Origin of the sequence: Acinetobacter soli, assembly GCF_000760595.1 — a bacterium.
Classification (GTDB): Bacteria; Pseudomonadota; Gammaproteobacteria; order Pseudomonadales; family Moraxellaceae; genus Acinetobacter; species Acinetobacter soli.
Genome location: NZ_BBNM01000011.1, coordinates 12,069 through 31,561 on the forward strand (window position 1 = coordinate 12,069; position 19,493 = coordinate 31,561).

Annotated in this window: 28 protein-coding genes; 12 read left to right on the forward strand and 16 right to left on the reverse strand. The window is 39.4% G+C overall.

The annotated features are described in order from the left end of the window. Nucleotides 1-33 precede the first annotated feature (33 nt). From Aso01_RS12510 to Aso01_RS12560, 11 genes are all read right to left on the reverse strand, one after another. The gene (locus Aso01_RS12510) at nucleotides 34-846 is read right to left on the reverse strand and encodes a phage head morphogenesis protein (protein ID WP_039909954.1); all 813 of its coding nucleotides are present in this window, start codon (nucleotides 844-846) and stop codon (nucleotides 34-36) included. Next, a complete protein-coding gene (locus Aso01_RS12515; RefSeq protein WP_004938216.1) occupies nucleotides 797-2,128 on the reverse strand; it encodes a DUF1073 domain-containing protein in 1,332 nt (443 codons plus the stop codon). The genes Aso01_RS12510 and Aso01_RS12515 overlap by 50 nt, the downstream gene beginning before the upstream one ends. Before the next feature lie 8 nt (nucleotides 2,129-2,136). Continuing rightward, on the reverse strand, nucleotides 2,137-3,663 hold the full coding sequence (gene terL / locus Aso01_RS12520) for a phage terminase large subunit (RefSeq protein WP_004938218.1): 1,527 nt from the start codon (nucleotides 3,661-3,663) through the stop codon (nucleotides 2,137-2,139). Further along, a complete protein-coding gene (locus Aso01_RS12525) occupies nucleotides 3,641-4,117 on the reverse strand; it encodes a DUF2280 domain-containing protein (RefSeq protein WP_004938221.1) in 477 nt (158 codons plus the stop codon). Before Aso01_RS12525 ends, terL begins: the two co-directional genes overlap by 23 nt. Before the next feature lie 60 nt (nucleotides 4,118-4,177). After that, nucleotides 4,178-4,819 carry a putative metallopeptidase gene (locus Aso01_RS12530; RefSeq protein WP_004938225.1) on the reverse strand — a complete coding sequence of 214 codons (642 nt, stop codon included), beginning with the start codon at nucleotides 4,817-4,819 and terminating at the stop codon, nucleotides 4,178-4,180. Continuing rightward, entirely contained in the window at nucleotides 4,788-5,255 is a 468-nt protein-coding gene (locus Aso01_RS12535) for a hypothetical protein (RefSeq protein WP_039910072.1), read from the reverse strand. The genes Aso01_RS12530 and Aso01_RS12535 overlap by 32 nt, the downstream gene beginning before the upstream one ends. Before the next feature lie 42 nt (nucleotides 5,256-5,297). Then, on the reverse strand, nucleotides 5,298-5,564 hold the full coding sequence (locus Aso01_RS12540) for a DUF6953 family protein (protein WP_004938229.1): 267 nt from the start codon (nucleotides 5,562-5,564) through the stop codon (nucleotides 5,298-5,300). 3 nt (nucleotides 5,565-5,567) lie between these two features. Continuing rightward, complete coding sequence (locus Aso01_RS12545) at nucleotides 5,568-5,771, reverse strand: YodC family protein (protein WP_004938232.1); 204 nt, start codon at nucleotides 5,769-5,771, stop codon at nucleotides 5,568-5,570. Between the two features lie 139 nt (nucleotides 5,772-5,910). Next, nucleotides 5,911-6,567, reverse strand: coding sequence for a hypothetical protein (locus tag Aso01_RS12550; protein ID WP_004938236.1), 657 nt, complete (start codon nucleotides 6,565-6,567; stop codon nucleotides 5,911-5,913). 233 nt (nucleotides 6,568-6,800) lie between these two features. Further along, nucleotides 6,801-7,040 (reverse strand): hypothetical protein, encoded by a 240-nt coding sequence (locus Aso01_RS12555; RefSeq protein ID WP_004938239.1) that lies wholly within the window; start codon nucleotides 7,038-7,040, stop codon nucleotides 6,801-6,803. 76 nt (nucleotides 7,041-7,116) lie between these two features. Next, the gene (locus tag Aso01_RS12560) at nucleotides 7,117-7,410 is read right to left on the reverse strand and encodes a hypothetical protein (RefSeq protein WP_004938242.1); all 294 of its coding nucleotides are present in this window, start codon (nucleotides 7,408-7,410) and stop codon (nucleotides 7,117-7,119) included. A gap of 358 nt (nucleotides 7,411-7,768) precedes the next feature. Between Aso01_RS12560 and xseA the strand changes: the two genes are divergently transcribed. From xseA to Aso01_RS12575, 3 genes are read left to right on the forward strand one after another with little or no spacing between them, the layout of a single operon-like run. Continuing rightward, nucleotides 7,769-9,031 carry an exodeoxyribonuclease VII large subunit gene (gene xseA, locus Aso01_RS12565; RefSeq protein ID WP_039909956.1) on the forward strand — a complete coding sequence of 421 codons (1,263 nt, stop codon included), beginning with the start codon at nucleotides 7,769-7,771 and terminating at the stop codon, nucleotides 9,029-9,031. Next, nucleotides 9,024-9,221, forward strand: a complete 198-nt coding sequence (xseB, locus tag Aso01_RS12570) for an exodeoxyribonuclease VII small subunit (RefSeq protein WP_004938247.1) — start codon at nucleotides 9,024-9,026, stop codon at nucleotides 9,219-9,221. The genes xseA and xseB overlap by 8 nt, the downstream gene beginning before the upstream one ends. Before the next feature lie 18 nt (nucleotides 9,222-9,239). Then, nucleotides 9,240-10,238: a hypothetical protein gene (locus Aso01_RS12575; protein ID WP_004938250.1), complete on the forward strand. Its 999-nt coding sequence runs from the start codon at nucleotides 9,240-9,242 to the stop codon at nucleotides 10,236-10,238. A 4-nt stretch (nucleotides 10,239-10,242) separates the two neighbouring features. On the opposite strand, the gene Aso01_RS12580 is transcribed toward Aso01_RS12575, so the two are convergent. Genes Aso01_RS12580 through Aso01_RS12600 form a run of 5 tightly spaced genes read right to left on the reverse strand, consistent with a single transcriptional unit; the run spans nucleotide 10,243 to nucleotide 12,775 of the window. Next, complete coding sequence (locus tag Aso01_RS12580; protein ID WP_039909957.1) at nucleotides 10,243-10,761, reverse strand: hypothetical protein; 519 nt, start codon at nucleotides 10,759-10,761, stop codon at nucleotides 10,243-10,245. Next, nucleotides 10,742-11,158: a DUF559 domain-containing protein gene (locus Aso01_RS12585; RefSeq protein WP_004938254.1), complete on the reverse strand. Its 417-nt coding sequence runs from the start codon at nucleotides 11,156-11,158 to the stop codon at nucleotides 10,742-10,744. The genes Aso01_RS12580 and Aso01_RS12585 overlap by 20 nt, the downstream gene beginning before the upstream one ends. Next, nucleotides 11,155-12,090: a helix-turn-helix domain-containing protein gene (locus Aso01_RS12590; RefSeq protein WP_004938258.1), complete on the reverse strand. Its 936-nt coding sequence runs from the start codon at nucleotides 12,088-12,090 to the stop codon at nucleotides 11,155-11,157. The genes Aso01_RS12585 and Aso01_RS12590 overlap by 4 nt, the downstream gene beginning before the upstream one ends. Before the next feature lie 10 nt (nucleotides 12,091-12,100). Next, a complete protein-coding gene (locus tag Aso01_RS12595) occupies nucleotides 12,101-12,550 on the reverse strand; it encodes a phage regulatory CII family protein (RefSeq protein ID WP_004938261.1) in 450 nt (149 codons plus the stop codon). 39 nt (nucleotides 12,551-12,589) lie between these two features. Continuing rightward, a complete protein-coding gene (locus Aso01_RS12600) occupies nucleotides 12,590-12,775 on the reverse strand; it encodes a Cro/CI family transcriptional regulator (protein ID WP_039909959.1) in 186 nt (61 codons plus the stop codon). Between the two features lie 102 nt (nucleotides 12,776-12,877). Between Aso01_RS12600 and Aso01_RS12605 the strand changes: the two genes are divergently transcribed. The 9 genes from Aso01_RS12605 (at nucleotide 12,878) to Aso01_RS12640 (ending at nucleotide 19,492) form a co-directional block, all read left to right on the forward strand. Further along, nucleotides 12,878-13,525, forward strand: a complete 648-nt coding sequence (locus tag Aso01_RS12605; protein ID WP_004938262.1) for a LexA family protein — start codon at nucleotides 12,878-12,880, stop codon at nucleotides 13,523-13,525. Nucleotides 13,526-13,574: 49 nt separating this feature from the next. After that, nucleotides 13,575-14,723, forward strand: coding sequence for an ABC-three component system protein (locus Aso01_RS12610; RefSeq protein WP_004938264.1), 1,149 nt, complete (start codon nucleotides 13,575-13,577; stop codon nucleotides 14,721-14,723). A 10-nt stretch (nucleotides 14,724-14,733) separates the two neighbouring features. Beyond that, on the forward strand, nucleotides 14,734-15,216 hold the full coding sequence (locus Aso01_RS12615) for a three component ABC system middle component (protein WP_004938269.1): 483 nt from the start codon (nucleotides 14,734-14,736) through the stop codon (nucleotides 15,214-15,216). Then, the gene (locus Aso01_RS12620; RefSeq protein WP_004938272.1) at nucleotides 15,213-17,123 is read left to right on the forward strand and encodes a DUF3732 domain-containing protein; all 1,911 of its coding nucleotides are present in this window, start codon (nucleotides 15,213-15,215) and stop codon (nucleotides 17,121-17,123) included. The genes Aso01_RS12615 and Aso01_RS12620 overlap by 4 nt, the downstream gene beginning before the upstream one ends. A gap of 112 nt (nucleotides 17,124-17,235) precedes the next feature. Beyond that, the gene (locus Aso01_RS12625) at nucleotides 17,236-17,421 is read left to right on the forward strand and encodes a hypothetical protein (RefSeq protein WP_081401052.1); all 186 of its coding nucleotides are present in this window, start codon (nucleotides 17,236-17,238) and stop codon (nucleotides 17,419-17,421) included. A 6-nt stretch (nucleotides 17,422-17,427) separates the two neighbouring features. Beyond that, nucleotides 17,428-18,021: a hypothetical protein gene (locus tag Aso01_RS16050; protein WP_004938275.1), complete on the forward strand. Its 594-nt coding sequence runs from the start codon at nucleotides 17,428-17,430 to the stop codon at nucleotides 18,019-18,021. An 11-nt stretch (nucleotides 18,022-18,032) separates the two neighbouring features. Continuing rightward, complete coding sequence (locus Aso01_RS12635; RefSeq protein WP_039909962.1) at nucleotides 18,033-18,749, forward strand: ERF family protein; 717 nt, start codon at nucleotides 18,033-18,035, stop codon at nucleotides 18,747-18,749. A 196-nt stretch (nucleotides 18,750-18,945) separates the two neighbouring features. Continuing rightward, nucleotides 18,946-19,089: a hypothetical protein gene (locus Aso01_RS15890; protein WP_169740420.1), complete on the forward strand. Its 144-nt coding sequence runs from the start codon at nucleotides 18,946-18,948 to the stop codon at nucleotides 19,087-19,089. A 106-nt stretch (nucleotides 19,090-19,195) separates the two neighbouring features. After that, nucleotides 19,196-19,492 (forward strand): hypothetical protein, encoded by a 297-nt coding sequence (locus Aso01_RS12640; RefSeq protein WP_004938280.1) that lies wholly within the window; start codon nucleotides 19,196-19,198, stop codon nucleotides 19,490-19,492. Nucleotide 19,493 lies beyond the last annotated feature (1 nt).

A 19,493-nucleotide genomic window follows, 5' to 3' on the forward strand; every position in this document is an offset into this window, starting at 1 on the left:
TTTCATTAATTCAATAATATTAAATAAGAAAAATTATTCAACCAAAATATCTTCATAATTTGGCAACGCCGTGCATCGACATCGAATGGGTTCACCTGGATGACCACCAGTTGGCGGATCATCCCAACGAAAAGTTTTACCCTGTTTATGCTGATGATCCTTCCGCACCCGTTCATCTTTGGCAGTTTGCCAGACATACGTCTCAACACCCATGGAAAGCTGACGCGCTTTATTGATCTGGCCATTTATCTTCCCCATCTGATCAGCAGCAATCAGCCGAGCGCGTGAATCTGTGCTTTGCCCTAGTTGAGCAATCGCCTTGGCTAGATCTTCATTAGTCTGCCCTGTTTGAAAGGCATTCATAACCAGTGCTTCAAGCTTGTCCACATACTGATTTGGAATAGATTTGATCAGGGCAACGTTTGCCGCAATGTTGGTGTCTACAATATCCTGAATGTCAGAAGCCCGATAAAACGGCGTAAGATCCACACCAATGATCGATTTGGTATGCTCTGCAATCTGGGCATCCACTTCCTTTTGTGAATCTTGCACCACTTTAGTTGCTAGCGGTCGTGAAACCTGTGTGGTGTACTTCACCAGCTTCTCACGAAGTTTGGCAAAGATATCGGTAATCCAGCTATCTCCGATATTCTGGCCAACAGTGGGTAGTACGATTTTCTTGGTCTGATCCTGACAGTATTTTGAAATAACCAGAAGCTGGCGCGTGTAGTACAACTCAAGACGGCGATTTACTTTTACAGATCTCGGCTTGGTTGCCTTACGTCCCCGCTTACGCTTATTCGCTTCCTGCAGGTGGGGTTTTAACATCTGGATTATTGTTGTCATCGATATTCACCATAATTTCCAGTTCCTTGATATGCTGGTCATCAATCACCGAGTAAACCCCATCAATCACAAGCTGCTTGGCAATCTGAGGCTCAGTCAAAATACCCATATTGAGATACTTCTCATCACGCTCAGCATTAAATTTCTCAACCTCGGCCCGTATCTTGCCACTGAGTTGCCAGAGTGGGTTAAAGACCACGTTTAGATCAGAAAACTGGCGACCAAACGTAACCTGACAGATCACGGCGAGAAACTTCATTAAAATAGGTTTAAGGTGCCATTCTTGCTTGGTGGCAATACTGTCGTAATAGTTACGTGTATCGTGCTCACCTGTGGCATTCATACCGGCTGGCGATTGACCAAACAAAATCGTGTAAGGAATTTCAGCAGCGCCCGCCGTCTGTATAGAAAACTCACTCATCAAGTCAGGTAGTCCGGCAAAGTTATACGTCTTCGAGTCATATTCTTCATCCTTGTCGAGTACCAGCATGCCGTTTAGGCCTTTGAGTAAACCCACGCTTAGAAAACGCTCAACAACTGCCTTCACATCTTCTTTGATTTTATCGACCAGATTTGGCGTTCTGATCACATCAATCTTGGATTCATGAACCAGACTAGCAGTGCCTTTTTTTACTGCGGCATGATCAAGTAGATCTTCATAAACTTCCTGCAAAATGCTTTGCGGTTCTTCATTCACTACATCGGCATAGCGAAATGCTATGAGGCGTGTGTAGTGAATCTTCTTCGCTGCTTTGCCGTCATTTAACTGTAGATCGTAAAACTCAGGCTGCTTGAGCAATCCATTCGATTCAGACAAAGATAGATAAGTATTTTTATCTGCTCTCAGGTATTTCTTTTTGAGCACAGTGAAGAATTCAAGCCGCCCAGTTCCAAGTTTAGTGATATCCAAAGGCTGGTTCAGATCATTACCGTCAGTGGTACCCAGCAAAACGTAAGCTTCACCGTATAGACGCGATAGAATCAAACCAGACAGCAAGATGTCATTAAGACGGAATTTCTTGCACGCCTCTTGAAGCTTCTTTAAATCACCATCCTGAATGCCTTCATAAAACCAGCCAGCACGCAGCATGTCGCTTGCTGGGCGGTTCACAATACGTTTTGCCAGCCAGTGCTGATATACGGCTTCAAGCTGATCATCTGGTATGTCACGGCGAACAAAGTGCCCATGGGCTGCTTTATCTCTCGATGTGCCAATATTTGACACAAAATTGGTATATGCCCCCGCATCGCCGATTGCATCGGGCTTTTGAGTTTCAGCCATAATTTTTCCTAATCAAATACAGTCGGCTTTTTGGCCACAGTGTCATTGATTGCGTCAATTGTTGGGTCCCACTGGTCGTCATGATCATGTGTCATGTCTGCGGTGAGTCCTTCAATCTCTTCAATGTAGTTCAGTAGCCACGGTGCTTCCGCTGGTAGCATGACCATCTGGTCTTCAACATAAAACACTACATCCATGGTCCGCGTAAGCTTGTCAGTGCTTCGCTGGATTGCACGGATCGGTAATGTAGTTTGTCTAGAAATGGTCTGGATGAGCGTGGTACCTGAGAACTTATCCTCAATAGCCATATAGCGCAGCTTGCCGATTTCGGTATTGCTTTCCTTGTGCCTGTTGATGAATAACTTGGCTTGTTTGATCAGTTCCGGCGCTTCCCACTTACCACGCTTCACATCGATAATGTAAAGCTTGCCGTCATATCCTAGTCCACCACATAAGAACACAGAGTAATCATTATGCTCTTTGGTCTTTTGCGCAGTATCGACCCAGATTGCACGCCATTTGAGTACCGGTAGTTTAATGTATCGTCCGAACCACTCAGCCTTGACCAGATCCCCACCTAGCTTTTTCGGTGCCTGCTGGTACTGACTGCTAAATGTATAACGTGATACTGTAGCGCCGTCTTTGTCCTGACCACCCTTCTCTAACTGTAGTAAAGATTGAAGTGATTCCTTCAGTGGCCAGTAGCTTTGACGTCCTTTCTCGTCTCGCTCTACGTTACGCGGTACCTTACGGCGTATATGCTCAGGCAGCGTATTGATGTAAGCATCATCAATCAGTGCCGGTATCGAGATCTGATGCCAGTTACCTGGTACATTACCGGTCATCACAAAGTTGGTCGGATCTTCAACGTGTAAACGCTGCATGATCAGGATGATCGGTGTAGATGACTTGGCCTTACGGGAGTTGACCGTATTCAGTATCTTACGGTTTGCCTTGTTACGTGCCGTTTTACTAAATGCATCCTCGGGCTTGAGCGGATCGTCCAGAATAATCGCACCGGTAAATCCGGTATCAGCCAGTGTGCCTGCACGGCGGCCTGTAACCTGACCACCCATCGAGGCACTATATACATGCCCCGCTTCATATCCATCTACAGTGGTTTTCCAGCTTGCCTTTGCATCGGTACTGGTCGATATCTTCACAGGCCATAAGCCCTGAAAATCCTCTGATTTCACGATGTTTCGCGCCGTGGATGACACATCCTCAACGAGCGATTGAGAAAATGACAAATACAGAAATCTTGAACGCTGGTTTCGTGCGATGCCACGCGCAATCAGATTGGTCAGTAACTCAGTTTTACCGCTGCCTGGTGGAACGTTTATGACCAGATTATCGATCCGGCCTGCAATCACCTCGTCAATCGCCCAGGCAATGTATTCATGATGCCAATTGACTGAAAATTTAAAGCCCATACGAGGCATGAAAAAACGCCGTGTAAAGAACAAGTGTTCTTGCTCACATTTCTCACGTTCTAACTGCATTTCAAGCAGGCTAGTACTTACCTTCGAGTTCATTTAACACCTGCCTTATCTGCTCAGGCGTTGCAACAACATGGGTGACTGGTTCGGGGTTGAGTGGATCTCCCCCTGCGCCAGTAAGCTCAGTTTTGTTTGTATACTTCCCGCCTACATCCTCTGCCGCTTGCCGCAGAATATTTAAAGCGGCTACCCGATTTTTACTGTGCTTCTGGTATTGATTTTCTAAGCGCTGCAACCGTACAGCTAAATTTGCGATTGGGATTGCCTCGGGCTTACCCAGAAACATCTCACGAGTTTTTTCAAAATCATTTTTTAATTCTTCACTTAGATTCTCACCAGCCCGTTTAGTAGGGTCGTATTTTTCACACTGCTGCTTGGTAACTTTTATGCCGTATTCTTGGTTGACGAGTTCAGCAGTTTCAGTGGGTGTATTAAATACGGCAAGTGAGCGAACTATAAAGAGTTTTACCTCTTTTTTTAGAGCCGCCATATCCTTAGTCCTGTCAACCTACGTCAACCTAAATAGTCAAAAAAAAAGAGCCCGAAGGCTCTACTTAATTAAACACGTCCCACAGCACGCAGCTATATTCTTTTCTGAAACAAACGGCGCCTGCTTCGCAACTTCGACCAGACGTTTAATGTCATCACTTGCGCCCCAGCGTTTAACTACGCCCACAAACTCCTCAACATCGTGACCAGCCAAATAATGTTTAGGTAAGCCTGTATGGTCGCTATAGACAATCTCTCCGTCTCCATCACGCTCAACACCAATATGATAGAGCTCATGTTCAATCAGAGCACAAAACTCTCGATCACTCGCTTGCTCGCAAAAGCCAGCATCAATCGTTATGAGATAAACAGGTACAAAGCCGAACCAGTCGCGCATCTGTTGTTCTTGCCGTGCCTTTTTCCATCCGCCTTGGTTGAACATGACTTTCTCACATTGGCCCAACACCATGCGCTTAGCCCGTGTAAATGCAGATGATGCCCATGCAAAGGCTAGAAAAGTCTCGTCATCGTGAAGCAATTCAGCAATGTGGTCATGATCCGGATTATGCAGTTCACCGCCCAGCGTTAAGAAATTCTCAATCACCCAATCTTTTAATTCTGGCGCCGCAATGATGCGAATGGCTTCCTCTTCTTCCGCTTGGTCGATAAAGTCAGTCTGGGGAAATGGTCTGTATTGGTCCATTGAATGTTTGCCCCTTTAACCTTTTAAGCCATGAAACGGCGAAGTTTGATTCGATCTGTAATGGTCCAGAATCATCAATCTTGTATCTATTAGCCGACTCGATACGAACAACTGAATAACCCAATTCATAAGCGCGATCGTAACGCTCCATGCTCCAAGCTTTTGTTGCAAGCTTGCCACCGCGTCCACCAGACCAAGGCCCGCCAGATATCTCGACTAGAATCTTGTGCTCAATCAGATGAAAATCAAAACGCCAATGCTTTGTAGACAAAAACTGAAATTTTTTCTCGTACTTGATGCCGAGTATGTTCAAGGCTTTTTCAAAGTCTTCTTCGGCTTCTTCGTAGCTAATTTTAGCCTTAGGCAGCGATCTGGTTCTTGGTTTTCTTTTAATTTCGGTTTTTTGGGTGAGTTGTTTATATTTATCAAGATCCATAATATAACCCATAAAAAAGCCACCAATTTGGCAGCTTTATTTTTAACCTCTAGCCTCTCGACCAGGCTCATCTTCAAGAACTCTATAACGCCAGTAACGATCAGATTTAACCCAGACTACATTTTCAAGTGTTGCTTTCTTAAATGCAGTTAAAACTTTAGAACCGATTACCAAATTTCCATCTACATTTTCTTTCAAAAAATCAATTTGGTTTTTCTTAACCAGGTAATCAACCACATCATCTTGGTAAAGGCAGTGATCTTTTCCTAACTTTACAAGCATCCACTCAATCACATCATCAAGCTTCATTTTTTATGGTTCTTCTATCTGAATTAGACTAGCTTCTGGAAAATCTCCACTATCCAACTTTTTTCCAGCAAACCATTGGCAACGATATTGACCAGTAAAAATGTCATCACGATTCGTGGAAATAGATTTGACAGCCATATCAGGCCCACCTACGTTAAGTTTTACTTTATCGCCAATCTTGTATTTTGGTATACGATCTTCGCTCATTTATTTTCCCTAAAGTAATAAGAGTAAACTTAGTATATTGGGAATAATTTTGATCTTTCAAGTACATATTTAAAAGTAAAAACCCCGCCAATAATCGATATTTAGCGGGGTTTCATGAGCCGTAATAGAGTCGGCTAATCTAAATAAAAGGCTCTATAATATTTTTATAAAAACCTGATCCAAACTCTGTTCGCATATATCTGGTAACTTTTGCTTGTGGATTATTTTCATCTGCTTCAGCACTTGCAAATGTACCTTCATGAATCTCAAACATTAAGCCCAGCCCCTCCATTAAAGAAAAAACTCCACCTTTAAAAATTTTTTCATCTAGGCTTTCATATACTGCTCGTAGATTTTCAAAAAGATAACAATTTAAGTTTTTTGAAACATGACAATAATTAAAATATGTTGTTTCATCTATCTCACCCAACACTAATAAATAGTGTGCTCGTCCAATCATTTTTGCAGCCAAAGGCATTTCGATCTTATTTAATACCAGAATCGCTTGTTCGCCAAATTCCTGAATATTTTTCTTTGAATGCTTATTATAAAATTTCATTTTCTGATCAGGTGTCAAACATTTCAATTCATCAGAAAATGTTTCAAAGGCTTTGGTAAATAGATGATCATTTATAATTTTCGCACCTTGAGCAAAGGAAGCCGCAAGTCCATATAACCCTACTTCTTCTAAACTTGATGGAACCACCAAACCCAGCACCTCAAGATGTTCACCTTTTATGTTTTGGTCTAAAACTTTCTCAGCTAATTTGCTCACTTCATTAAATGCATTTTTCATTCTTATTAAGTTCTAAAATTAATTACCTAAAGCATGATAAAAAATGAAACCATCTTAATCAATCTCTTTCAAACAATCCCGACATTCTTTCTTGTCGTCGCTTATCTCAGTCACACCATGCAGGCCGAATAAACAGAACAAGAATTGGAGCACGACCTTTCTCTTGGCATAAAAAAAGCTCCACCAGTGGCAAGGCATAAAAGAAGACCTCCCGAAGGAGATCTATTTGAAGATTAGAGTTTTTTTACTTTTAACTCATAATGTGGCAATACATTTGTAAAGGCCGCAACATCAAGAATTTGATATTTTTCCTCTTGACCGCTTGGAAGCAGCCTAACAAGAACATCACCCACATTAACCACAGCCTTAATATCTTTGCTAAATACATTCCCGGGCTGGACAGTACATTGGTTTAATTCTTTTTCTTCACCGTTTGAAGAGCTAATTAATTTTAATGTCTCTGTGTTAAACATTTTTTATCCTCTTATTGTTGGAGATAAATTTATATCACAGAAACGCAAAAATCCCATCGGTTGGATGAGCCTATCTTCAATCTATTAGCTTGGTTAACTGACTTTTCAAATATTCCAAGTACAGCTCTCGATCTTCATAATCCGGAATTTCAAAAACCCAGAACGTATAACTTTTGGATCTAAACTTGAACTTAATAAAAACCGTTTTAACTTCAATAATTGCCTGTTCTTTGCGCATCTCAACAAATAACTTTAGAACCAAGTCAAAAAATCTAAGTTTGTTATCGATTTCATATTCAGACGGTTTAAATTGCTCTAATGCTACAGCAAATATTAACTCACACCACTCGTAACCATCTTCATCATCCATTTAGTCTCATTTGATTATTTAAAATAGATAACGGAATCGACTTATAGCACAGGAGACAATCTTTAACTGTTATTAAAGCCAATATAAAAAATTAAGCCACCAAATAACAACAAAGCCCGCATATGCGGGCTTCAGTTCTGGCCATTTAAATGTACTTTGGCCACTATAAGATAAAAATAGCACATGCCCTGCGCAGGGTCAATCCTTTCCTGATTCAACATTTAAAGTTTTTTTGAAAAAATTGAATACTTAAAGCCTGTGATTGATGCTTTGAAAAGTTAATACAGAAACTGGCTGCTGTTTATTCTTTCACCCTTAGGTTTTATACTGCTTTTTCAGTCAATCACTATAACGATTAATGTCAGATCACCCTTTATCACTTAACGAGTATCTTGCCTCAGTAAGGGAAGTCATACAAATGACTTTCGATGAGCCTGTATGGGTAAAGGCCGAGATACGTAACCTGACTATTAAGGGCGGCCACTACTATCTTGAGCTTGCCGAAAAAGAAGAAGATACAGATAAGATCATTGCAAGCTGTAAGGCAACAATCTGGAAGTTTACTGCCGCCAAAGTTGTTTTGAAGTTTGAACGGGAAAGCGGTATTGAGCTTTCTAAAGATCTCAACGTACTGATCCGTATTAAGGCACGTTTTGATCCACAGTATGGCTTTTCAGTAAATGTCGAGGATATCGATTCAAGTTATACACTGGGCGATATTGCCAAACGTTATCAGCAAATTGTTGAACGCTTAAACAAAGAAGGCCTTCTTCATAAAAACAGATCTTTGCCTGCACCTTTCGATATTAAAAACGTTCTGGTTATTGCTCCACTCAATGCGGCAGGTCTGGGTGACTTCAAGAAAGATGCCGATGTACTGGATCAGGCCGGTGTATGCCATTTTGTTTACCACAGTGCTACCTTTCAGGGTAATACCGCACCTGAGAGTGTTATAAGTTCTTTAAGTTCTGGTTTAAGGCAATGGGCAAGTGATTATAAGGATCCGCCAGATCTGATTGTGATCATACGTGGCGGTGGTGCAGTAAATGATCTGGCCTATCTGAATGACTATGATCTGGCCGCCCTGCTCTGCAAGCGCTCAGTACCAGTATGGGTTGGTATTGGCCATGAGAAAGACCGGACCATTCTGGACGAGATTGCACACCGCTCTTTCGATACACCCAGCAAGGTAATCGGTGGTATTCGCAATCTGATTCAGGAACGTGCACGTGAAGTTATGGATCATCTGCAGACGATCAAGTTACTTTCTCAAAATCAGATCAGTGCTTATCAGAGTCAGAATGATCAGTACATGAACATGATTAAAACGCTGGCCACCAGCCGGATCAGTGAAGCTCATAAAAATATTGATACTCTAATGGAAAGTACACGCTACTTTGCCCAGTACCAGCTTAAACTGGCATCTTCGCATGTCGAGAGCCTGATCAGGGAAACACTGATTCAAAACCCCAAACATGTACTGGGTAAAGGTTATGCCATTGTCCGCAGCAACAATCTTGCTATTCGTTCTATTCAAGAGATCACTGATTCATCCATTGAGGTTGAGCTTCAGGATGGATTTATTCATGCAGACGTCAAAAAGGTAATTCCACATGACTAAAAAAGAGCTTTCATTCAAGGATGGCTACGACATTTTGAAGAAAAATGCCGAGCTGCTGGAGTCTCAGGAAGAGCCGGACATTGATAACCTGATGAAGATTGTCGAGGAATCAATGACGGCGTATAAAGCCTGCAAAGCCAGAATTGATGCAGTTCAGCAGGCTTTAAACGAGACATTTAACAACCCTTAAAATATTTACTTTATAAACATGATGAAACATACTGATATAAAAATTGATTTAGCCTTTATCACTACAATATATTTAGGATATCTTTACTTAAGTGGCAGAATATTTATCGATGGAGCAATCTATAAAACAGGTAATGAAACCACAAATATTGGTTTCGATTTCACAGATTATGTTTATGAAGGATTCCTGATAAATCTAGGTATTCCTCAATACATAATTTTAGCTGTATGCATAATTTATTTTATAGCAAGACTTAAAGTTAATAAAAAAGAGTATGAAATATCCTATTTATTGTTTTGTGAATTCTTAAATAATCCTTCAGATTTTAATAAAAACAACTTCAAAGGCACCAAAAATAGAGTATTACGAAAATATATACTCGATTCGAGAAGAAAAAAGAAAGTTGGTTTATTTCATGGTTTTCATAACGACCTTTTAATTTCATATCTATTAATGATAACTCTATTAATCTCACTTATGCTTTTTTTTCTTAGATTGTCAGACTTCTCAGTTCAGGGACAAGAAGCCTCACTGTCTAGAGTCTTAAATAGCAGTGTTTATATATTAAAAGATAAAGAAAAAATGTATCAGCTAGCTTGTGGAAAAGATAAATGTATTTATGCAAATAAAATATTTAGTAATTTTATAGCATTAAAAGAAGATGAAAAGAAAACATATATACTTGAGGAAATACCAAGTTTCAGTAGCAAATACAATACAACTGCTTTTATCTTAAGTTCAAAAAAGAGTAAAAAAACTCAAGAAATTATTATTCAAATAAACATGCACTCTAGAAAAGAACCCATACCATATAAATACGATGTAAAATTAACAACATCAACAGATCACCATAATAAAAAAATCTATAGTGATCAGCCTAATGATTTCTCAGATAAATTAAACAGCATTCAATTTGTTAAAGAAAAAAGTATTCCTTATTTTGCTTATTTCAAAATTCCATCCGATGAAAGTATTGTAAGTATATCAATACAAAATTTACCAGAGATATATGATTAATCTTTTAGAGATTAACCATATACCCAATAAACCCATACTTACAATGCAACACTGCCAGACCGCACTTTACGTCCTGTCTGGCATCGTTCTGGGTACGTTCATCGTTTGCCATTTCTGACCACGATTGCCCGCGAAAGTAACGGTCAACCAAAGCGTCCATCCAGTCGTCCATAATTTCACTCTGGCCAGTCAGATCTAGAATCAGGCGCTGTACCGCACGTGCTTCATTGTCATCGATCATGCACTTGATTCTGGACTTATGCTTTCGGTACGGTTCGCTCTCACTTGCAAAGTAACTGGCAATGATCTCACGTTGTTTTTTCTTACCCAGCCGTTTTAAACGCCGCTGCTTTTCTGCCTGTATCATGGCCGATGCTATCGGATTACTGTATACGCCACTGGGAACGCCGGTAAAACTTTTCTGATCCAGCCATGCGCCAAACTGGTACAGCCAGCCTTCCAGATCAAATCGGGACCAGTCCACCGTTTGCATAATATGCTTCTTATCGATCATTAATGTCATTGAATCCCCCAATCATTTTTTCTATCTGCTGTACCGCTAAACCTGATTTAACTTGTGCTGTACTGAACCGTAAAACTGTAAAACCCATCATTGCCGCTGCGTTGTATTTTTCCATATCCCCGATATAACCTTTGCCTCGTGTATGGCGTCCGCCGCTCCAGATCCCGCCCTCAACTTCTACCAAAATTTTTGTACCTGTAATCCAAAAATCTGCCCGCCACTTTCGTTTTGTATGGAATCTATATTCCTGCTCAAAGCTGATTCTGCATGCTCTCAGGTGTGTTGCCAGTACATTCTCGCCTTCACTTGGCTGTCTGGTACCTTGCTTTGATGAACGGCGTTTTGTTCTTTTCACTGGAAATAATTCACGGTATTCAGCAAGGCTCATGGATGTCATGCCGCCCCCTGCAACGAGCCCTTAAACCCGACCTGCTTGAGATACCGCTCCCATTGTTTGGCCTGTGCTGGATCTGAGAGCTTCATGGCAATTCGTGCCGCCAGTTGTTCGTAGCTTTCGCCAGCATGGGCAAAGAACCCTGCAAACTCGGGATGGTGAGCCAATTTTTGGGAAAAAGCCGTGATTTGTTTGTCGGTGAGCTGGTTAGCTACACTCTGCTGGCGTCTAACCTGCTTGTCGTAATTTGTGGTTTGCTCACGTATTTGATACTTGGCGTGTGCATTAAGCAACCAGTCGGCAAAGTGATAGATCATCAGTTCATCACAGAGATTCTTTGGCGCATTAAACCGCTCGAATGCATTTTGCTCGCGTTCGAACCAGTTAGCTTGTATCAGCTCATCGGGTTGTATCTCGGGATTGGCTTGTGAAATTTCTTCACGAAGTTTTTTTAAGCAAAGCCATGTTTTTTTATTTTTAGATTCTATTGACTGGTTCCTTGATAGGTTCTGTGTCCCAAAATTGGTACTGGTCGCGGTACCGTTTTTGGGACTGGTAGGTGTCCCGTTTTTGGTACTAGTACCGTTTTTGGAACCAGTACCTAAATTGGAACTGGTTCCGTTTTTGGGACTAGTACCATTTTTGGTACTGGTTACCGAATCATCTTCCCGACCAGTTACACCCGTGAGCAGGTAAACCTTTACTCCGTTTCCACTGATCTCTCCTGTATCTTTGATAAAACCAGATGCCTCAAGCTCATCCAGTACCTTGATGATGGTTTTACGGTTAAGCTTGGTGTCTTTCTCCATGCGCTTGATACTTGGATAGCAGCGGTGTGTTTCCCCTGCACGGTCTGCCAGTGTGAGTAACACGAGTCGCTGGCTTGAATTTTTGACTTGAGCCTTCCACGCCCAAATACTTGCGTCTAAGCTCATAAGCTTTTCCTTATTTGTTCATGCATGACTGCACCTGCTTGTCGAGTTTGGCCAGCGCCACATGCATTTCATGAATGACCCGTGACATATCCAGCGCCTCGCCCTGCGTAATCCGGCCATCGGCCATCATTTCCCTAAAAGCTTTAGATACATTGCCCTTGTGTATGGCCAGATATAAAAAGGTGTCCATCAGGCTGGTATCGCGTTTGCTCTCGGGGATATCTGGTAGGTCGATTGCCACCTTGCCCAGTCGGGCGCACATTTCCTGCAAGATCCGAAAGTCCCCTGTAATCTCCATCAGCTTGACTGCCTCAAGCAGTGTGATGTGATGGGTATGCGTGTTTGGGTTGACCTTACTATTCAGCACGGCGGGACTTTTGATACCCATACGCGATGCAAGTGCAGATGCACCACCGAGAAAGTCATGAACGGTGTGATAGGCAGCATCTAATATGTTCATAGCAGGTTCCTTTGAACGTGTTTTTAAATTTGATGAGGCTTAATTTATTGATGTACTTCTTTTTAATGGTAATAAGCCTTTGGCCAAATCTCTTATTTGATATTCACGCACAAGTGGAATTTTATTTTCGGGCCATTGACTGATTGCTTGAGAGCTAATTCCTAGCTTCAAAGCTAAGTCTGTAATATTGCAATTCAAAAGCTCTAAGGCTTCTTGTTTTGTCATTAACTACACCCAAATAGGTAACTTTTCTTACCTTTATTAAATAACATAAAACTTACCTAGTCAAATGGTAAGATTCCTTACATTGAAAATGGGCAAAAATTTATGGAAACTTTAGGAACTCGCCTGAAAGAACTAAGAAAAAATAAAAAAATTACGCAACAACAAATTGCTGATGCAATAGGTGTATCTAAAACATCCGTCATTTATTGGGAAAAAGGCGATAATCTTCCTAAACATGATAGCTTAATGGCACTAGCACAAGTACTTAACGTATCTTCTGCATATTTATTAAATGGGGAGGAAAATGATAAGTCTGACTCAAATGTATCCATGCCTTTTCAAATTTCAGGGCGGTTAATTCCTGTGATTTCATGGGTTCAAGCTGGTACTTGGACTAGTGTAGAGGCTGTACCTGCGGGTACACAGTTTGATAAATGGTTGCCACCAAACCCGAAATGTGGCAAACATGGATACGGACTAGAAGTATCAGGTGAGTCAATGCTTCCAGACTTTCGCCCTGGTGATAAGATATATGTGAATCCAGATTTTCAAGTAAGTGACTTAAAAACTGGAGATCTAGTCATTGTTTCTAGTGAAAGTGGTAAAGCTGCTACTTTCAAGAAGCTAATTGTAGAGACTGACAATATGTATTTACAGCCGCTAAATCCTGAATGGTCGGAAAAAGCTATAGCGTTAGAAGATGGATGTAAATTGGTCGGAAAAGTTGTAGGCCTTTATAGAGATGTCTAATTATAATTTATAAAGTTGTCATATTATAATTCACAGAGGGGAAAATATTTTGAAAAATAATCCTTATGCTGCTGCTGCATCAAGTATTGGTTACGATTACCAAATAAGATTAGCTCTTCTCAAGTCATTTAAAATCAATGAGGAGAGTGAAGTTCATATTGAAGCATTAGATGATATAGAGCTTAATACAAAGGATGGGAAACAGTTACTATCATTAAAGCATAAACAGATTAATGATACTCTTACAGACCTTTCAGTTGATTTCTGGAAATCAGTCAATATCTGGATCGATAGAATAAAAACTATCACTACTCCCATAAATTTCTTATTGTGTACAACAGCTGAGGTATCTGATAGTTCATTTTTAAAAATCATCACAGATGGAAGTAAGACAACCATTGAGTTAGAGGATATAACTCAAATTGAACAAATTTTAGATACTTCAACTAACAAAATTATAATTCCTATAAGAGAAAAATTTAAAGCACTAGAAGATTCTAAAAAAATTGAATTATTCAACAGGATTACAATTATAGATAAATCAATAAGAATCAATGATATACCCAGTAACATTATGGATGATTATTTTAGAACTGTGAACCAACAATACAGAAATAATGTATACGAAGCATTAGAAGGATGGTGGTTTTCTAAAGTAATTGAAAGAATGACAGGCAGTTTAAAAGATCCTTTAATTGTTAGAGATATAAGTGCCAAACTTCAACAAATAAGTGAGCAATATTTTGTAGATAATCTTCCTATAACATTTGATGAATTGACACAAGATCAAGTTGATATAACGAGTTATTTGGACAATGATTTTCTTTTTGTACAAAAAATGAAACATATACGCATAAGAGATACCCAACTTCAACGCTCTATTTTCGACTTCTTCCGCGCGTATAATCAAAGAGTTGAATGGCTAAAATCCAATTTAGTAACATCTGAAGAAATATCAAAATTTGAAAAAAAACTAATAGATGAATGGGAACGCTTTAAAGATGATCAATATTTTGATGATCAAGAAATTACACAACCTGAGTTGTTAAAAATTGGACGTGCAATATTTAGTTGGGCTCAGAACACAAATATATTTATCAGACCCAAAGTTACAGAACAATATGTAACCAGAGGAAGTTTTCATATCTTAGCTGACAAAGAAGACGACTTAATCTATTGGCTACCAAAACTTCCTTGATAGGTATAAAATGACCGATTTTAAGAAACAACCAAGTGAATCAAGAGCTTTATTTTCGCCATCTTATTGTGCGCTGATTATTGCAAATTTCATTGATCATTATCAAAAAAAATCTGGTAAATCTATCCCACCAGCATTGATACATATAATTCTCCCATTAATACTTAATGAAGACTATGCATCATGTTTTCTAAATAATAGTAGAAAAAATTTTTTCCATATAGTTGAATCTAATAGAAATATTTACTCATCATTCCCATTAAACTACTTTAACTCAATTGAGATCACTAACAATGCCTTACTTTTCCTTGCCGAAGCTAAAATTTTGTCGGTACAAAACGGCACAATTGAATTGAATGATAAATTTCTAAATAAAAGTTACTTTAAAACCAATCTCAAATATGAATTCCAAACTTCTAATACTATTTCTAACTCTATTTCAAAAATAGATGATGTAACTGGTATATTTATTACGCTAGGTATTAATCCATGAAAATTAAATCCATACATATATATAGTCACAATGGTGAGGTTAGAAGTATTAACTTCAAAATTAATGGACTAAATATTATTACAGGATTAAGCTCTACTGGAAAATCTTCAATTATCAATATTGTTGAATATTGCTTAGGAAAATCAGATTGTTTAATTGCAGAAGGGGTTATCACGTCTAAGGTCTCATGGGTTAGTGTAATCTATGCTTTAGGCGAGCAAGATATATTGATTGCAAAGAAACTACCAGAAAATGGAAAAGCTAGCTGTAGCCAGTTAATGTTAAAAAGAGGTGTAGATCTCACTGCTTGTGATTTCAAAGAGTTAGAAAATAACTCTAATGATGATACTTTAACCTTGTTATTTAATAATTTACTAAATATTCCAAATGAATTCACGAATGTTGATTCTAATCAAACACGTACTTCATTTAATATAAACTTATCTCATACTAAATTTTATTTATTTCAGCCTCAATCTTTAATAGCAAATAAAGATAGTTTGTTCTACAGACAATCAGAAAGTTTTATACCTCAAGCCATTAAAGATACTTTCCCAATTATCGTTAAAGCGGAATCTTTAGAATATAGAATAATCTTTGAAAAAATCAAACAGTTATCAAAAGATATAAATTTGATTCAAAAAAGAATTGAAAATGAACAAAATGATGGCAGCTATTTGATATTTGATCATCTAAAAAATGAAGCATCAAATTTAAAAATAGACATTTCAAATGTATTATCACCGGAAAAACTCTTAAGTTTAGTAAAACTAAAAACTAATGAAGCTAATCTTCAAGAAGATTATTCTGAAGCAATCGTTAGTATCCAAAGAAAAATACTTGAGCTCCGAAAGGAAAAAAGTAAATTAATTACTGAACAATCTCTTCTAGAAAAATTTTTCTCAGAGAAAGACACCTATTTTACAAATCAAAAACTATTAGAATCTAGACTATCTACAATAAATGCTTTCAAAAATATAGAATTATCAGATAGTCAAAGTTTCAATGAAATTATTAAGTTAGTTAAATCAGACTTGGTAAGTATTAGTAAAAAACTAAAAACTTACAATAAGATTTCCGATGATCATAATAAAGTTAAAGCTTTTGATGAGTTATCAAAGAGAGTAAATGATATAGATAAAAATATCATCAACCTAAATCATCAACTTGCAGATCTCAATGAAGCCAACAATACATATTTAAATGATTCATTCGATCTTGCAAACTATTATATTTTAATTGGAAAAATTAAAAGTTTCATCGAAAATATAAATATTAAATCTTCTGAAACCCTTCAAGAAGAATTGATTCAAAAACAGCTCAAACTTTCATATCTAAAAACAGCCCTTGAAGAATATGATAGTATTTCTGAGAAATTAGATTCAATTATTTTTCAGATTTCTTTAAAAATTACCGAGTATTTGAAACTATTAAATTATGAACATGGTACTTCTACAACCAGATTCGATTTAAAAAATTTAACTTTAATTACCACCAGATCTTCTGGAAAATCTATACCTATGAATAAAATAGGTAGTGGTGCTAATCATCTGGCTTTACACATTTCTGCTCTTTTAGCATTTCATTATTATTTTCAAAATTATAGTTGCCCAGTTCCATCTTTCATAATTTTCGATCAACCAAGTCAAGTATATTTTCCTCAATTAGGATTAGAAGCCAAAACTGATTTACAAATTAATAAACACTATAATAGAGATGATATACAGGCTGTTAAAAACCTGTTCAAGTTCCTAATTAATTTTATAAATGAGGAAGTACCTAATTTTCAAATTATTGTTACAGAGCATGCACTGTTCAATGAACAATGGTTTACAGATTGTATGATTGAACCATTTTGGGCACCTCCACACGCACTTGTACCTGAAAATTGGCCCGTCAAAAAGTAAGTTAAATTACTATTTGACATTACAAGTAAGTTAACTTACCTTTATCTCGTACACAATAAAAAGCACCCTTGCCTTCGAACTCATGGGTGCTTTGCAATTAAGCGAGATAAGTATGAAGCAAAAACCTATACAGAGTCAAACCACCTCTATCCTATACCAGCAGCCCACTGCCAGTGAGCAACGCCCATCACGCTGGAAATCTATCTACACCACTGCCAAAGAGTTCTGCCTCTTTGCCCTGCTCTCATTTGTACTTTGGGCCATTATCCATCTTTGCTACATCGCTGTTGCGGGGTGAATTATCATGACCTATAAAGCATTTTTAAACACTCAGAAACGTACATTTCCTGTTCAACCACAGCGCAAAATATACCCGACAAGTTATGGCGCACACACACCTGAAAGCCCTGTAAATACTGGTGTTTCGGCACCATCTATACAGGGTGGTAGCCATAAGTGTGTAGATCATTTTGCAAGCGCTTCCACATCCGTCGAAACAACCCCGTTTGTGGAGCATGTGATGAACAAGAAACGTTTTACCACCCCGTTTCAGCAGTATTTATATCAGGACACCAACGGCTACTTTAACGTCCGTTTGGGCCCAAAAATCTATCTGGTCAAAGTTTCTTTAGATTACACCCCAAACTTTGACAACGAATTTTTAGGTGGCAAAGAGGCACCAGCGTTTAACTGGAACAGCATACTAGTCAAAGACACACCGGAGAGCCAGCCGCGCCCCATTACCCAAGATGAACTCACACTGTACTGGTTTAAGCCAAACATTAAAAAGGTTGTGAATTATCAGCGTGCCATCAAGCGGCGCGCCAGATCGCAGTCACCGCGCTACAGCAAAGAGCAGCGCATCGCCTACCGCAATAACCAGTACAACAACGCCTGAGGAATAACATGATGAACGTCGCAGTAAATACACAAGCCATGGCCGCTATAAATGCCTCAAGTACCTTGCAACTGATTCAGCTTGAGCTTAAAGCGCCAAAAAGCAAATTCAACAAATTTGGTAATTTCCATTACCGTAGCTGTGAAGATATTTTAGAAGCCGTTAAGCCGCTACTGCACAAGTACGGCGCTACCCTTGTGGTGAGCGATGAAGTGCAGCAGGTTGGCCCACTGGTCGTGATCACGGCCAAGGCTATCTTTACCGAAGCAGATGGCAAACAGACCGTGATTACTGCCCATGCAGGAGTCGATATCGACAAAAAAGGCATGGACGTTGCGCAGACCTTCGGGGCTTCAAGCTCTTATGCGCGCAAATATGCCCTAAATGGTTTGTTCCTGATCGATGATACCCAAGATCCAGATACCGATGCATTTCAAGAGCAGCAAAAAGCACCGGCTCAAAACCAGTCACGCCAGCAAAATCAGCCGCGCCAGCAAAACAAGCCGGCTCAGCAGCAGGCAAATGCACAGCAGCAGAACCCTGCATTACAGCAAAATCCACAGTCACAATTGACACGGGATTTTCAGGCGGCCCTAAAAGACATTCAGTTTGCCAAAGAAGAAACCGCGTTGAAGCCAATTTACCAGTACTTCAAGGGCACGCACTTTGAGCAGCAGATTGTAAAGGCCTGCAAGGCAAAAAAGGATCTGGAGGGCTGGAGTGCGTAAAGACCTACATCTTCAGGTATGTGGCCAAGCTTCATGGCAAAGGCAACTTACGTGGACGTGTAGAGGCACCTACAGCTCTCCAGGCAAAACAGCAGATCTTGCGGGGAAATGAACTCATTAAAGAAGTATCAGTTTCCCTATTAACCAACCAGAAGGCTGCCAGCCAGCAGTCTTATGAAAAGTTTAAGGGCCATATATGAGTTTTCGTTATTCATCACGCTACCGCACCCTTGTGGTGATCGGTAGCAAAATGAACCACTATTTTGACAATGTAAATGCATCGGAAATATACCAGCTCATCGAAGACGCAAAATTTAAAGAAGCGTGCTGGAGAAAATAAAACCGTCTTGAGCTGCGATGTTCTGCATGAGTGACCATATTGCTGACCCTCTGTGGTCACTCTTGAGAACATTGCAGTATTTGGGGAAATTTTGAAGGGTAAGGTTATGGAAAAATATATATTTGTCATTGAAGCAGACAAACCGCCTCAGGTATTTATCAATGAGGTGATTCCCAATATTGGCAAAGTCATTGAAATGAAAGCCGAGGCACTACCTAACCGCGTGCCAGTTGCTTGGGTTTTAGAGCGTTACCCTTTTTCCAGAAAAACCATAGTTGATAGTTTAAGAGCGTTCAACAAAGGCCGCGATGGTAAACATCTTTACGATCCTAAAGACGTCGTTCCTATACTAGAAAATATGACGGCAGAAAAAACTGCAAGACAATCGAGACGTAAGAGTTAAC

What these genes read in the sequence shown, in the direction of transcription:
- Aso01_RS12510 (WP_039909954.1), bottom strand. Translation starts at nt 846, where the DNA reads ATGACAACAATAATCCAGATGTTAAAACCCCACCTGCAGGAAGCGAAT.
- Aso01_RS12515 (WP_004938216.1), bottom strand. Translation starts at nt 2,128, where the DNA reads ATGGCTGAAACTCAAAAGCCCGATGCAATCGGCGATGCGGGGGCATAT.
- terL (WP_004938218.1), bottom strand. Translation starts at nt 3,663, where the DNA reads ATGAACTCGAAGGTAAGTACTAGCCTGCTTGAAATGCAGTTAGAACGT.
- Aso01_RS12525 (WP_004938221.1), bottom strand. Translation starts at nt 4,117, where the DNA reads ATGGCGGCTCTAAAAAAAGAGGTAAAACTCTTTATAGTTCGCTCACTT.
- Aso01_RS12530 (WP_004938225.1), bottom strand. Translation starts at nt 4,819, where the DNA reads ATGGACCAATACAGACCATTTCCCCAGACTGACTTTATCGACCAAGCG.
- Aso01_RS12535 (WP_039910072.1), bottom strand. Translation starts at nt 5,255, where the DNA reads ATGGATCTTGATAAATATAAACAACTCACCCAAAAAACCGAAATTAAA.
- Aso01_RS12540 (WP_004938229.1), bottom strand. Translation starts at nt 5,564, where the DNA reads ATGAAGCTTGATGATGTGATTGAGTGGATGCTTGTAAAGTTAGGAAAA.
- Aso01_RS12545 (WP_004938232.1), bottom strand. Translation starts at nt 5,771, where the DNA reads ATGAGCGAAGATCGTATACCAAAATACAAGATTGGCGATAAAGTAAAA.
- Aso01_RS12550 (WP_004938236.1), bottom strand. Translation starts at nt 6,567, where the DNA reads ATGAAAAATGCATTTAATGAAGTGAGCAAATTAGCTGAGAAAGTTTTA.
- Aso01_RS12555 (WP_004938239.1), bottom strand. Translation starts at nt 7,040, where the DNA reads ATGTTTAACACAGAGACATTAAAATTAATTAGCTCTTCAAACGGTGAA.
- Aso01_RS12560 (WP_004938242.1), bottom strand. Translation starts at nt 7,410, where the DNA reads ATGGATGATGAAGATGGTTACGAGTGGTGTGAGTTAATATTTGCTGTA.
- xseA (WP_039909956.1), top strand. Translation starts at nt 7,769, where the DNA reads ATGTCAGATCACCCTTTATCACTTAACGAGTATCTTGCCTCAGTAAGG.
- xseB (WP_004938247.1), top strand. Translation starts at nt 9,024, where the DNA reads ATGACTAAAAAAGAGCTTTCATTCAAGGATGGCTACGACATTTTGAAG.
- Aso01_RS12575 (WP_004938250.1), top strand. Translation starts at nt 9,240, where the DNA reads ATGATGAAACATACTGATATAAAAATTGATTTAGCCTTTATCACTACA.
- Aso01_RS12580 (WP_039909957.1), bottom strand. Translation starts at nt 10,761, where the DNA reads ATGACATTAATGATCGATAAGAAGCATATTATGCAAACGGTGGACTGG.
- Aso01_RS12585 (WP_004938254.1), bottom strand. Translation starts at nt 11,158, where the DNA reads ATGACATCCATGAGCCTTGCTGAATACCGTGAATTATTTCCAGTGAAA.
- Aso01_RS12590 (WP_004938258.1), bottom strand. Translation starts at nt 12,090, where the DNA reads ATGAGCTTAGACGCAAGTATTTGGGCGTGGAAGGCTCAAGTCAAAAAT.
- Aso01_RS12595 (WP_004938261.1), bottom strand. Translation starts at nt 12,550, where the DNA reads ATGAACATATTAGATGCTGCCTATCACACCGTTCATGACTTTCTCGGT.
- Aso01_RS12600 (WP_039909959.1), bottom strand. Translation starts at nt 12,775, where the DNA reads ATGACAAAACAAGAAGCCTTAGAGCTTTTGAATTGCAATATTACAGAC.
- Aso01_RS12605 (WP_004938262.1), top strand. Translation starts at nt 12,878, where the DNA reads ATGGAAACTTTAGGAACTCGCCTGAAAGAACTAAGAAAAAATAAAAAA.
- Aso01_RS12615 (WP_004938269.1), top strand. Translation starts at nt 14,734, where the DNA reads ATGACCGATTTTAAGAAACAACCAAGTGAATCAAGAGCTTTATTTTCG.
- Aso01_RS12620 (WP_004938272.1), top strand. Translation starts at nt 15,213, where the DNA reads ATGAAAATTAAATCCATACATATATATAGTCACAATGGTGAGGTTAGA.
- Aso01_RS12625 (WP_081401052.1), top strand. Translation starts at nt 17,236, where the DNA reads ATGAAGCAAAAACCTATACAGAGTCAAACCACCTCTATCCTATACCAG.
- Aso01_RS16050 (WP_004938275.1), top strand. Translation starts at nt 17,428, where the DNA reads ATGACCTATAAAGCATTTTTAAACACTCAGAAACGTACATTTCCTGTT.
- Aso01_RS12635 (WP_039909962.1), top strand. Translation starts at nt 18,033, where the DNA reads ATGAACGTCGCAGTAAATACACAAGCCATGGCCGCTATAAATGCCTCA.
- Aso01_RS15890 (WP_169740420.1), top strand. Translation starts at nt 18,946, where the DNA reads ATGAGTTTTCGTTATTCATCACGCTACCGCACCCTTGTGGTGATCGGT.
- Aso01_RS12640 (WP_004938280.1), top strand. Translation starts at nt 19,196, where the DNA reads ATGGAAAAATATATATTTGTCATTGAAGCAGACAAACCGCCTCAGGTA.